Source organism: Acetobacter oeni, from assembly GCF_011516825.1.
Lineage (GTDB): Bacteria > Pseudomonadota > Alphaproteobacteria > Acetobacterales > Acetobacteraceae > Acetobacter > Acetobacter oeni.
In genome coordinates, this window is record NZ_WOTA01000051.1 from 1 (window position 1) to 12,974 (window position 12,974).

The following is a 12,974-nucleotide window of genomic DNA, read 5'->3' on the forward strand; positions in this document are numbered from 1 at the left end:
CTAGAAGGCAAGACGATCCACCGTCTGCTGGAGACCGACCCCACATCCGGAACCTTCAAACGCGACGAGACCAACCCGCTGTTCTGTGATCTTCTGGTGGTGGACGAAGCCAGCATGGTCGATTGCTGCTGATGCGTTCCCTGTTGCGGGCGTTGCCGGACAGTGCCGCCCTGCTGATCGTGGGTGACGTCGATCAGTTGCCGTCGGTCGGGCCGGGGCAGGTTCTGGCCGACATCATTGGCTCCGATTCCATTCCCGTGGTGAGCCTGACCGAAGTGTTCCGTCAGGCGGCGAAAAGCCGGATCATCGTCAATGCCCATCGCATCAACGAAGGCAGGATGCCGGAGCTGACGGTGGCAGAAGGATCGGATTTCTATTTCGTCGAGGCGGCGGATCCGGAGATCGGTTTGCGCAAATTGCTGACCATGGTGAAGGACCGTATCCCCGCGCGCTTCGGGCTGGATCCGATCCGCGACGTGCAGGTCCTCTGTCCGATGAACCGGGGAGGGCTGGGAGCGCGATCCCTGAATGTGGAGTTGCAGCAGGCACTGAACCCGCCCGGAGAATTGCGGGTGGAGCGGTTCGGCTGGACCTTCTGTCCGGGTGACCAGCTGGAGGGTTCGAAGAACCGTTGATTGATTTCCCTTTTGCCTGATTTCAGGTTTTTGGCGTGTTGATTGCTGGTTCCTGAACCTGATTTTCGCTCTGCGATTTGAGCAGAGCGAGGATTTCATGCTCTGGATTGCTACGCGGCGGCGTTAATCCGCTCCAGGAGGAGAAAGCGGCGCATATTATAGACGATATTGGCCAGCCCGACCCTCATGGTAGCTCGCGTTATGCCTACGGTTCGGACGAACAGTCCTGTCTGCGATTTCTGATCAGCAAAGACATGCTCGACGCGGGATCGGATCACCGACTTCCCTGCGTTGGATCTCTGGATATGTCGTGGCATAGGCTTGAGATGCGGCTTTTTCCTGTGAACCTTCGAGACAAAGCCATGCTTTTCCATGAAGTCCTCATTGGCTTTTGAGCGGTAGGCTGTATCCGCCCAGACTGTTGATGCCATATTGGTTTTATCCAGCAGGCCCTCGCGTAGTCTGGCGCCATCACTGGCCGCTGCATCGGTCGCCTTCCATTTGCGGATCAGCCGGAATTTCCGGTCGATGGAAATATGCGACTTGTAGCCAAAGAACGGGATGGCCAGATCTGTTGAGGGGATCGTCCCGTTCTCCTGCCGCTTCGCTTTGGTAAACTTCAACGTCCAGCGCGCATGACGGTCCTTGTGGGACAGCTTTGAGGGCTTATCCTGCCAGTCCTGTGGAATCTGTCCTGCCCGGATATCCTCTTTCTCAGCATTGGTATTGCGCTGTTTTGGAGCCGCCACCAATGTCGCGTCCAGAATCTGACCTGACATCGGCAGATACCCGGCGTTGCGCAGAGTGGCATCAAAGCGATCAAATAGCCTTTCAATCGCACCCGCCTGGGTCAGACGCTCACGAAACAGCCAGACCGTTTTGGCATCCGGCACGCGGCCCGAAAGGCCAAGACCAGGGAAACGCATGAAAGAGAGACGATCATTGATCAGGTATTCCGTCCGCTCGTCGGAGAGATTATTCAGTGTCTGGATCACCAGGATCCTGAACATCAGCACTGGATCAAACGGAGGACGTCCGCCTTTGCTCCCGTCTGAATAGGACAGAGCCTTCTCCAGGTCAGGGCGGAACACTTCGAAATCCACAGTCCGGGAAAACGCCTCAAGTTGGTCACCAGGCCCACTCAACCGGGAAAGCCGTTCTTCAACGTCAAAGAAACCGGGCTGCTTCATGCCATCCATTCCTCGTCACAAGATAAGAGATGGAATCACATAAAATCCATCAAAACCAAGTGGTTTTTCGAACCCTCCAAATGTCACACACCCGCGCACAGGTTTCTTCAGTCAGCCGTCAGGTGCTGGTCAGTGATTTTTAACGGAGGACCGGGGTCTGCCGGCGCCCGGAAGGAATGGCCGGCCTTTTCATCCCGATCTTTTTCCTGTCTGTTCTTTTCAGACAGGCGGGGCGCCCAGATGCGGCGCGGAGAATGTCTGCGAGGCACGCCACGGGATACATTTCGCGCCCATCAGCCGCTCGCCGGGACTGGCGATGCCGCCGCCGCCGACGTCCAGGCATTCGCCAGCTGCCGTCAGCATTCCGTCGCGGTGATAGCGGAAGGTTTGCGACGGGACGCCTGTGTGACAGGCGCTGAGGCCGACACGGCCCGTTCTCTGATCGAGGTTCAGGCATTCGCCCGGGAAGGCAGCGTTGTGGACTGGTCCTTCCTGTCCGTTTGTGTCGGGGAGGGTCCAGTCCTGCGTGGGGGCTGCTGAGCAGGCGGCTGTGACGATGTGGCCATTCTTGCTGATGTCGAGACAGAATGGTGCTTTGCTGAACGCGTACTGAGCGATGGCGATCTGGCCTCGTGGTTTCACGGTGAGGCAGGCTGAGGGGGCGATGCGCCAGGCGGCGTTGTCGTGGGCAGCCAGGGTGACGGTGAGGGTGCCGGAGGCTTCGATCCGCTCTGGTTTGCCGGTCCAGATATCGATGAGGTCCAGGGAGCAGGGCTTTGCTTCCACGCCCAGTCGGGAAAGCGGGAACGTGCGGGTGACGGTTTTGTCATCCTTGTTCAGGATGAGGAAGGCGAGGCCGCCGTCGGCCAGAGGTTTGAGGACGACATCCATGCCGGCATCGTCGGCGGGATTGTCTCGGAGCACGAGCCGGCCGCCGGCCCCGAGGGGATCCTGATCGATGGCGATCATGCCAGAATTTTTCAGAATAGCCAGTGACTGTGCGTAATGCGGGTCTGAGGCGTCGCGCGCCATCAGCCGGAGGTCAGCGCTGACGAGGAGAGGGGCGCCCATGAGGGACCAGAGCGCCATCTGACTACGCTCTTCAGCGCTGGTGAGTCCGTCATCACCGATGAGTAACTGGTCGGCATCGTTCCAGTTTCCGGGCGAGACGTAGCGGGACAGCGCAACCGTGTCGGTGAAGCTCTGGTAGACGCCGTCGAGACCGGCGCGGGCGGGGTCCGTCACGAGCCATGGATCATCCAGGGGGCGACCGTTATCACCGATCCGCGTTGTGGCAACGTCGGGGCCGGTTCGCCACATCTGGCCGAGCCCGCGCACCCAGGACATGGACTCGTATTTGAGCGGGTCGGAGGGGGCGAATTCGGCGGGAGCGGATTCGTCGAACAGGATTTTGCGGGCGGAGCCTGCGGTGGCGGCGCCGAGGGCGTCGCCCATGGCACGGAACAGGCCAGGGAGACTGGTCTCGGGAGCGCCGCAATTATCAAGTTTTAGAAAATCGACGCCCCAGCGGGCAAATTTCCGGGCATCCTGAGTCTGATGGCCGGCTTCTCCGGACGGCACGTATTCGCAGGTCAAATAGCCGGAGGTGTTGTAGAGTCCGGCGAGAAGCCCCATCCGATGCAGGGTGGCCACATAAGCGGTCAGGTCGTCGTCGAAGCCGGGCTGCTCGCCACCATGATGGCGGGGCGAGGTCCAGTGGGAGGCGCCGTGCAGATTTCCGTCGGGCCTGCGCTCCATCCAGCAATCATCGGTTACGAGGGTCCGGTATCCGGCTTTTGCGAGGCCGGACGCGGTCATCGCCCTGCCCTGGTCCGTCATGAAGGTCTGGAAGCTGTAATGGCGTGCATCGCCGCCGCCGGGCGGGGCCTGGGGGACGCAGGTGAATCGCGCCCAGTTGTTGAATCCCATGGGGGGCGTCGCGGCGAGCGGCGTTGTACTGCTGGCGGCGATTTCGTCGGCGCGGGCCACGATGGGGGGCACCGCGGCGGCTGCGAGGGCAGCGGCCGCGAGCAGCGTTGACCGCAGGACTGGTCGTCGGCTTTCTGGCCGACTCTCTGTTCGGAATCCTTTGCGGTGTTGTCGCTGCTTTCTCATTCTGGCGGTCTCCGGAGCAGGGTCTGTGCGGATGGGATCAGGGTTGCGCGGAAACCGGGTGATCGCGGAGGTGGGCAGCTATGTTGGTCGCCTCGGCGTAGGTGTCGCTGGAGGGGGTGTCGGGATAGGTTTTTCCGTTCCGGCACCAGTCCTCGCCCACGGCGTACCAATCGATCGGGCTGGGTGGTTTTCCTGATTTCAGCGACGTTTCGAGACTGTCGAAAAACAGGGTCCAGCGTTTCATGTAATAGTCGCGGGTGAGGCCGGCCCAGTCTTTATTGGCGTAGTCGCGCAGATGGCCGACCTGGCTTGCCGTGCGGCCGCCCCAGTTGGTCAGGATCACGCGCGCGTCATAATCCGTGAGGGCGCGTGTGGCGGCGTCGTCGCTCCACGAGCGGGGCCATTTGAGCCATGTTCCGACGAGAAACGACGAATTTGTCGACAGGAGTTTGTCCTGGCGGTCCATCAGGTCCAGCCATTCCGTGGTGAGGGCGTGCAGCGTTTTGAGGTCGTGCGCTTCGAAGGCGTCTTTGATTTCCGGGAGGAGGGCGCGGGCGCGGTTGGCGACGGCCTGGCGCGTGACGTCCACCATGTCGTATCGCCATGCGGGCGTCGCCCGGATTTCCTGTGACGACTGACGGAGTTCGTCCATGGCCTGTTCGAGAATTTCGGGTTTGTAGGGGATGATTTTCATGCCGTTCCATGCAGCGGAGCGTGTGTCGAGCGAGGGTTGGGCATTGAACAGGGAGTCGGGCGCGGCGCTGGTTTCGCCGTAGTCGTTGATGCCGGTAGCCTGATAGGAGAAGGCGCTGGCAAGCAGGAGGCTCCAGGCCTTGCGGGCGTGCGGGTCTCCGGGCTGCCCGTATCGGCGGTCTGCGTAATCCTGTGTCCAGGCTGGCAGATCGATGCTTTCCGTGCGCCATGCGGCTTCGGTGAACAGGTCGAAAATATACGGGTTATTATCCATACCTTCGGGGAAGATGGCTGTCCCGATCATGGTTTTCTGTGTTTTCCACAGCTCGGGAAGACGGACGCCGTATTCGTAGGATGGACCGCCGAGCGAAGTGCGTCCGCCGAAATCCCACAGGCCACCGTAGAGGAAGGGGGCGCCGAGGAAGTCGCGCGCGCGGTCGTCGCGGCGGCGGGTGTTCTGCTCCAGATCGACGATGAACAACCGGCTTCTGTCGACGCCGGCCAGCATGGCCTGGTCGGGCTCCTTGTACCACGCCATCATCATCCAGAGGGCGCCGGGGTGGGCGGCGTCGAGCGCCGTCTGAATGCCGCGTCCGGCTTCGGCGATCGGCACGTCGCCCGCGCTGCCGCCTTCCTGGAATGGCTGGATGTCGTAGACAGGGGCATTTCCGAACATTTTTTTCTGTTCGTCGTAGTATATAGAGGCGACTTTTGCGAAGAGCGGGTCACGCGGGTCCAGCCAGGCCGGACGTGTGAAACGGTTCCACTCTCCCTGCCTTATGACGTGGGCGGCAGGAAATCGTTTGCCGAAATCGTCCGGTACCATGCCGTAGAAACCTGGCAGGACCGGCTTCATACCGAGGGCGTGAAGGCTGTCGATAATCTGGCGTGCGGACTCCGCGCGTTTTTCAATCATATCAAGCGGGAGTGGACCGCCATAGCAGCACATATTGGCCATGAGTTGCCAGTTGATATGGGCGGGCGCGCTCAGCCATGAGCGGATATGCTGGTCTGTATAGCCCAGTCGGAGGAAGGTGCGGTAGAGGACAGCGTCGGTTCCGCGTTCGATCAGCAGGGTGTTCAGCCCGTTCATGGCGTACACGTCGATTTCGTGGCGCCAGCGCGGCCAGTTCCAGTATGGCGAGGTGTAGCCGTCGGTGTTCTCGTTCAGGGCGTAGCGCCAGGGGAGCGTCGCTGCGCCTTCCATCGGTTGCGCCGGCGCGGGCAGCAGCTTTGCTGATGGCGGGGTGACTTCGTTGGGTGAGATCGTGGCATGGGCGACATGTTTGAGATACCAGTTCACCCCGAACAGCAGCGCGCTGTCGCTTGTGCCGCTGACGTGGATGGCGCCTTCATGTCCGGTGACGCGGAACTGTTCCGGCCCCGCGCCTTTTGTCATGAGTTCCAGAGAGATCTGCCTGGCGTGATCGGGAAGTAGTCTGGCGACGACGTCCCGGGCCGCGCCGACATCGTCGGCGTGGGCACCGGCGATCGGGGTTGAGCCGAGCGCCAGCATCATCATCAATGTGCGTTTGAGTGAAAAGTTTCTTCGGCGGACGGGAAAGATCGTCTCTGGCATCATTCAGAACCCCGTCGTGACGGAACAGATGACCGCCGGGGTGGACCCAATATAGTAGCTCGGGGCGCTTCCGGCGATGGTGTGACCACCGACGTTGACGGCGTGAGCGTTCGCTGAATATCCATACACGCCGGAGAGGTAGTGGTTATTGGCGAAGTTGCTGACGTTGATCTGGATCTGAGGATGTTTCATGAACCCGACATTGTTGAAGCGGTAGCCCGCAGTCAGATTGCCGACGACGTAGGCGGGGATGGATTCGTCGTTCATGAAAGTGGAGTATTGCTTGCCGGCCCAGCTGGCGAACAGATTCCCGAAGATGTGCCCGTCATCGTAGTTGATTCCGGCGGACCCGCTGAGGGTCGGGCTCATCACCATTGTTTTCCCGGCGGTCGGGAGGGCGTAGCCTCCAACCATGTAGTTGTTGTCGATGGTGGTGTGCAGGTACTGGAAGGCAATGTAGGGACTGAAATGATGCCAGGGGCGCAGGCCGACTTCGGCCTGAAGGCCGCGGATCGTTTCGCCGCCCATGTCGATGGGCTGCGTCACCAGCTGGGTTCCGATATAATTTGACGAGTTCACCTGATGATGGACGAGGTTATAATTGAACAGCGCAAGGGAGAAGCTGACCAGTCCTTTGTGGCGGAAGCCTACTTCTTCGCCGATCGCGAATTCAGACTTCTGCTCTGTCCGGCGTTGCTCAGTCGGAACGCCATGCCCGTTGGGGTCCCATAGATCGACATAGATTTCTTCCGATCCTGGCGCACGGAATGAGGTGGTTCCGTTGACGTAGAGCTGATCATTCTTCGTGATGAAGTAGGTGGCGGAAAACTGAGGTAGTGGCTCGGCGTAACTGCCGCCGTTCATGTAGTTCTCGCCGGGAATTTCATTAGTCGCGACACGATAGACCATGACCTCACGGAAGCCGGCGTTCAGAATAAGCTTATCGTTCAGCGCGGAGTATTTGTCGTTGATAAAAAGCGCATTGGTCTGCTGTTTGAAATTGATGTCATATCCTGTGAGGACTTTTCCGCCAACGATGATCGGGTATTTCCCGAAGGAATTTGAGACACTCCCTGAATAATCCGCTGGCGTGAAGGATTCCAGTTCCGAGTGTTGCAGGTAGGCGTACCAGTTGCCTAACGTCAGTGTATTGTGTCCGGTTTTCCAAGTGAACGCCGTCGTGATTCCGCCTGTGGACTCACTTTCATGGTCGAAGCTCATGGCTGTCGTCACGCCGTTTGTCTGCCACGGGAGATTCAGATTCCCGAGTTGCTGGTTGCCGAGATAACTGCCTTCGTTACTGAGGTTTTCTCCTCCGTTATAGAAGGCAGCGTCAGCGATGTAGTAAGGCGTGATGTCCAGCGTCATGCCGTGGTGCAGATTCAGGTGCGCCTGAATGCTTGCGAGTGTGTCCGTTCGTGTCTGAGTATGAAACTTCCGGTAGTTGGTGTCGCCTGGTGTATAGTTTGCGTCCCAGTTATAGTGATTGCCGTATTCCTCGTACTGGGCCATCGTAGGGTAACGCAGGGACTGGCCGGACTGATGATTCCAGCCGAAATTCGCCCAGACGTGGTTATCGTCGCCCCATTCGTTGACGGCTTTGAAATCGACATGGTGTCTGTCGACGCCGCCGAGGCCCCTCCACTGATCGTAATGATTGTTTGAATAGGACGCGAAGGCTTTGATGCCGCTATGGCCGATTTCGCCGCTGTCCAGACGGAGAAACTCGCGGCGCATGTTGTTGTTGCCATAGGAAAGATCGAGTAATCCGCCCATTGTGGAGCCCGGCATGACGGTGTCGATCGTCACCTGACCGCCGACGGCGCTGTAGAACGGTGCCCAGATATCGCTGCTTCCCTGTGTGAGTGTCATGGCGCCGATGTTTTCGTTATCGACCATGTCTGCACTGAAGATGTTCGGATTGACGGGGTCACCCAGAGGGATTCCCTGCATGACGTAGCCGATTTCGCCCTGCGTCAGACCGCGAACCGTGAGACCGTCATGAGCGGACCCGCCATAGGGATCAGAGGCGCCCCCGACAACACCAGGAAGGGCGGACAACATCACGCTTGGAGACACGGCCGGACTTTGCTTTGCGATATAGTCGCGCGTCATTCCGCTCTGGGAGCGGGCGACGGTTTGCGGGGGCATGAGGCCACCGCCGGGCGTGGTGTTGGTAACGCCGGTGGCGGACGCGACGCCGGCGGCGTGTACGGTCACCGATTCGACTTCGCCGGAGGCGTCGACGCCGGTGCGGCGAGGCGTTTTCGCGGCTGCGGTTGTCGCACCGGAGACTGTCGCCTGTGTGGTCGCCGTTGTGCCGGCGCCTCTGGCAGCGGTGTGATGCACAGGCTTATGTGCGGAGGGCGTCCGCGCCCGTGAGGATGAGGGTTTGCCGCCAGTCGCTACAAGTGCTGTGCAACAAAGGACAATTGCTTTTCTCTGAAGCTTCAAGAGCGCTACTCCATGACGCGGCCATTCAGGCGGACGACAACCGGAACCGGATGGAACCATACTTTCGTTGTGTTTCCGGAAGGAGTTTGGCGTCAGAAATGATCGAAATGCAACCAGAAAATAGTCAAAAACGATCATTTCTGACTATGTGGGTGATTTTCCCGGAGATTCCGCTGCCAGTTTAGTGCTGCGAATTTCCGTTATGGCTTCTGAACGGCACGGAGGGGAGCTCATACGAAAGAGTGCGGTGTCCGGAAGGGGGAGATCTTCTGCGCCGTGTGGCGAGAGACACGTGCGGCACGGGTAGGACGCGGCGGATGGTAGTGATTTCTCTGGCTGTCACCGTCACCTGATGATTTTATGGCGCCGAACACGGACGTTTCAGGTTTTAAGTCAGCGTCGCTGTCGGGCACGGGGCACGCTGGAGCTAGCAATAGGAATCGGGGCGACGAAACGGGCTTGAAAATTAAGTCTTCTAATCCGATTCGATAGGACAACGATCATAACACTGCATTATTTGGCTTGCATATGATTGCAATCACGCAGCATGATCCGGAAGAGACCGATGGAGGCTTCCAAGGGTGTTCGCTCCTGTCAGTTATTTCGACCGGAATGCAGTGAGGGCGGCGCGATGACCACCGCGAGCGAACTGCGGACGCCGGGTTTCGTGCTTGTCCTTTCGGGCGTGCTGTTCTTCTTCATTGGTGTGATGACATGGCTTAACGGGCCGTTGGTGGCTTTTGCCCGTATTGCGTTTTCACTTGATGATAATGACGCTTTTCTGATCCCATCTGTCTTTTACGCCGCGCATTTTCTTGGCGCGCTTCCACTGGGTGTTCTGGCGGACAAGATCGGCTCCGTGCGCGGGATGAGTCTTGGGCTGGTGCTGATGGCTGCGGGGGCGGCGTGCTTCGCTGTTTCGGCGGACTTCCTTGCGTTTGGCGCCGCGCTTGGCTCGTTGTTTTTGCTGGCGCTTGGCGTCACGCTTCTCGGGCTCGCTATCAATCCGTATGTGGCGCTTCTGGGGGGGCTGGGCACGGCGTCCCGGCGCATCGCCATTATGGGACTTTTCAACAAGGCGGCCGGCGTGGTGGCGCCGCTGATGTTCGGCGCGACGGCGCTTCGCTCGCTGGGCGCGTTGTCGGCGTCTATCTCCGCCGCGCCGGATTCCCGGATGCGGGACGCTTTGCGCGCGGGATTCGCCGGACAGATCGTGGCGCCTTATGTCTTTCTCGCTGTTATCCTGCTCCTGCTGGCGGTTGTTGTGAGCGTGGCACCGTTGCCACAGCTGTCTCATCCCGTTCCGCTCACGCCGGCGGCGAAAGGCGGGCGAATACGGTTCGGGCGCACGTTCTGGCTGGGGACGGGATGCCTGTTTCTCTATGTCGGGGTGGAGGCGATCGCGGGGGACGCGATCGGGACTTACGGCGACCGTCTCGGATTGCCGCCGGATGCCACCAAGTTCTTTTCCTCCCTGACCTTTGTTGCGATGGTTGCGGGGTATTGCGGCGGCATGGCGTTCATTCCGCAGGTTCTGTCGCAGCGGGCCTATCTGGCGTCTGTCTGTGTTCTTGGAATGGGCCTGACGGTTGCGGCTTCTTTCTCATCGGGCATGAAATCAGTTCTGTTCATGGGCGGGCTTGGCTTCTGCGACGCGATGATGTGGCCGATTCTTTATCCGCTGGCGATCCGCGGGCTGGGCGCGCGGACGCTTCAGGGTACGGCGGTTGCGGTCATGGCGGTCAGCGGCGGGGCGGTTCTTCCGAAGCTGTTTATCTGGCTTGCGTCATTTCTGAGCTTCAGAGTCTCCTTTCTGACGGTTGTTCTGCCTTCATATTTTCTGATCTTTGCTTATCTCATTCTCTGCGGGAGGGAGCGCGACGATCTTCCGGTCCGGAAGGCGTCCTCCGCAGCCGTCAGGGGAAGCCAGAGGGTGGGCGTGGCCAGTCGACGGGCGTTCCGGGGACGGGGTTCGCGTGACGAAACATAATCTCTCGAAAAAAGGAAAACTGGCGCCATGAAAGTTGGCATCGTAGGGCTTGGTTTCAGGCTTGGTTATCTGGCGCATGTTTTCAGCGTGGTCCGGCCCGATTTCGAGGTTGTGGGGTATGTCGATCCGGATTCGGCGGGACTTGCTTACATGGCTCAGCGCGGCGTGTCTCCGGGAACGCGCTATGACAGTCTTGAAGGGATGCTGGAAACCGCCCGGCTGGATCTGCTGATGGTCGGGTCGCCGAATGTGTTTCATCTGGAGCATATCCGGATCGGTCTTGAGCATGGCATGAAGATTTTCAGTGAAAAGCCTGTGGTGGTCGATCTGGAGCAGACTCTTGCTCTGGCGCGTCTGCTGTCGGATTTTCCATCGGATCAGCTGATGGTTGGTTTCGTGATGCGGTATGCGCCTCTTTATCAGGCGCTGAAGCGGGTGCAGGCGGACAATATGCTGGGGCCGATCGCGTCTATTGAGGCGGCGGAACATATCGCGCCGTTTCACGGGGCGTTTTTCATGCGGGACTGGCGTCGTTACACGCAGTATTCCGGCGGTTTCATGCTGGAAAAATGCTGTCATGACCTTGATCTCTACAACAGTGTTGTGGGCGCTAGGCCGGCGCGGGTGGCGAGTTTCGGGGGGAGGCGCAGCTTCATCCCGGAGAACAGGCCTGAGAACTGGGGCGCCAACGACACGGAGGTTTATTTCCGCAAGCCGAGCGGCTGGCTGGGAACGGACGAGGTCTTTGAGAGCGACGCCGACATCGTGGACAGTCAGACGGCGCTCATTGAGTATGAAAACGGCGCTTCTCTGGCGTTTCATGCGAACAGCAACGTCGCCGATCAGTTCAGGCGGTTCTGTATTGTCGGCGCCAGGGGGATGGCGGAGGGCGACTTCATTCGCGGGTTCATGAAGGTTCATGACGCGCGGACGAGCGAGTGTCTTGTGGACAGTCGCTTTCCGCGCAGTACGGCGTTGTCGCTGCATTATGGCGCGGATGAGCAGATGGCGGCGGATGTGTATGACCATGTTCTGGACGGGCGTCCGCTTCCGGTTTCGGCAATTGACGCACTTGAGGTCGGACTGCTGGTTTACATGATTGAACAGGCGCGCCGGACGCGGAGCGTGATTGAACTGGCGGATCACTGGATCGCGTTCGACAATGCGCTCGGCCGCGCGACGGTGCGGGACGGGGTGGGCTGAGGGGAGTTCTGACGCGATATTCCGGCGGGGGCTGGCCGTGAAGGGGCCTGTGCCGCGTCTTTCCGTCATGCGCGTTGATTCCGGGCGGTTTGACCGGATTGTGGGCGGCCTGTAGGTTCCCGCCGCCATATCCGTGCGGTTCGGTTGAGTAGCCTGCGGATTTTTCGTCAGTCCGGAGAATGACATTTTGGCTTCTGATCGCCTGACACAGATTCGGCGTTATCTCTATCTGAACGGGATGACGGGCGTTCATGAACTGGCGGAGAAGGTTGAGGCCTCGCTGGCCACCATTCGCCGGGATCTTCAGCGTCTGGAAGAGCAGGGCGTCATTGTGCGCACGCATGGCGGCGCTGCGATCGCCAGTTCCGTCGGCATGGAGATTGCGTTCGAGACCCGCGAGAGTCAGGGGCTGGAGGCGAAGCGGGCCATTGCCGATGAGGCTTATGGGCGGTTGCATCCGAATTCGGCGATTTTTCTGGATGCGGGGACGACGGTGCTGCAACTTGCGCATCGTATTCATCTTGAACCGATACCGCTGACTGTCTTCTCCAATAATCTTGGCGTGGTGGACGCTCTGATCGATCTGGACTGCGTTCAGACAGTTCTGCTTGGCGGGCGCATCCGGGCAGCCAACCGCAGCGTTGTCGGGCCGTTGTCGGAGCAGGTGATTGACGGGTTGTGGTTTGACCAGCTTTTTCTGGGGGCCAGCGCGGTGCAGCCGGACGACACGATCGCGACGCCGGACATTGATGAAGCGCGGCTCAATTCGGCGATGCTGGCGCGGGCATCTGAGAGATTTCTTCTTGTTGACAGCAGCAAGTTTGGGAATCATGCGACGTACAGGGTGGGGCAGCTGACGCAGATCACGCATCTGTTCACGGATTCCTGTCTCGACGAGGACTGGCTGACCCGTCTGGTGCAGCTCAATGTGCAGTGCTCGCTCGCCGCGCTGGAAAGCGGGCCAGTGTCTGGCGGGATTCCGGTGACAGGTGGAGTGGGTAACGACTGACGCACCGGGGGACTCCAGGGCTGCGTTCCGGGCCTTTTTCATGCTGCTCAGTCTGTGGAGGGTGACATGGATCCGGCTTCCGTCCCGCGCTCCGGCGGAGGCTTAT

The 12,974-nt window shown here is 59.7% G+C and carries 7 protein-coding genes and 1 pseudogene; 4 read left to right on the plus strand and 4 right to left on the minus strand.

The annotated features are described in order from the left end of the window. Positions 1-614, plus strand: a pseudogene (locus GOB90_RS17745) (ATP-dependent DNA helicase); the annotation flags it as partial. A 131-nt stretch (positions 615-745) separates the two neighbouring features. On the opposite strand, the gene GOB90_RS17750 reads toward GOB90_RS17745, so the two are convergent. The 4 genes from GOB90_RS17750 to GOB90_RS17765 form a co-directional block, all read right to left on the minus strand. Further along, positions 746-1,825, minus strand: coding sequence for an IS5 family transposase (locus tag GOB90_RS17750; RefSeq protein ID WP_146892714.1), 1,080 nt, complete (start codon positions 1,823-1,825; stop codon positions 746-748). Positions 1,826-2,044: 219 nt separating this feature from the next. Continuing rightward, entirely contained in the window at positions 2,045-3,940 is a 1,896-nt protein-coding gene (locus tag GOB90_RS17755) for an alpha-galactosidase (protein ID WP_146892716.1), read from the minus strand. A 37-nt stretch (positions 3,941-3,977) separates the two neighbouring features. Next, a complete protein-coding gene (locus tag GOB90_RS17760) occupies positions 3,978-6,215 on the minus strand; it encodes an alpha-N-acetylglucosaminidase (RefSeq protein WP_146892718.1) in 2,238 nt (745 codons plus the stop codon). Beyond that, positions 6,216-8,666 carry a TonB-dependent receptor gene (locus GOB90_RS17765; protein ID WP_173572191.1) on the minus strand — a complete coding sequence of 817 codons (2,451 nt, stop codon included), beginning with the start codon at positions 8,664-8,666 and terminating at the stop codon, positions 6,216-6,218. A gap of 631 nt (positions 8,667-9,297) precedes the next feature. On the opposite strand from GOB90_RS17765, the gene gluP reads away from it, so the two are divergent. The 3 genes from gluP to GOB90_RS17780 all read left to right on the plus strand — a co-directional run bounded on the left by gluP (position 9,298) and on the right by GOB90_RS17780 (position 12,868). After that, positions 9,298-10,656 (plus strand): glucose/galactose MFS transporter, encoded by a 1,359-nt coding sequence (gluP, locus tag GOB90_RS17770; protein ID WP_206752487.1) that lies wholly within the window; start codon positions 9,298-9,300, stop codon positions 10,654-10,656. 27 nt (positions 10,657-10,683) lie between these two features. Continuing rightward, positions 10,684-11,859 carry a Gfo/Idh/MocA family protein gene (locus GOB90_RS17775; RefSeq protein WP_146892725.1) on the plus strand — a complete coding sequence of 392 codons (1,176 nt, stop codon included), beginning with the start codon at positions 10,684-10,686 and terminating at the stop codon, positions 11,857-11,859. A 187-nt stretch (positions 11,860-12,046) separates the two neighbouring features. Beyond that, positions 12,047-12,868 (plus strand): DeoR/GlpR family DNA-binding transcription regulator, encoded by an 822-nt coding sequence (locus GOB90_RS17780; RefSeq protein WP_146892727.1) that lies wholly within the window; start codon positions 12,047-12,049, stop codon positions 12,866-12,868. Positions 12,869-12,974: the final 106 nt, after the last annotated feature.

Bases quoted from the DNA above. Each gene is read 5' to 3' on its own strand.
- GOB90_RS17750 (WP_146892714.1), bottom strand. From the start codon at position 1,825: ATGAAGCAGCCCGGTTTCTTTGACGTTGAAGAACGGCTTTCCCGGTTG.
- GOB90_RS17755 (WP_146892716.1), bottom strand. From the start codon at position 3,940: ATGAGAAAGCAGCGACAACACCGCAAAGGATTCCGAACAGAGAGTCGG.
- GOB90_RS17760 (WP_146892718.1), bottom strand. From the start codon at position 6,215: ATGATGCCAGAGACGATCTTTCCCGTCCGCCGAAGAAACTTTTCACTC.
- gluP (WP_206752487.1), top strand. From the start codon at position 9,298: ATGACCACCGCGAGCGAACTGCGGACGCCGGGTTTCGTGCTTGTCCTT.
- GOB90_RS17775 (WP_146892725.1), top strand. From the start codon at position 10,684: ATGAAAGTTGGCATCGTAGGGCTTGGTTTCAGGCTTGGTTATCTGGCG.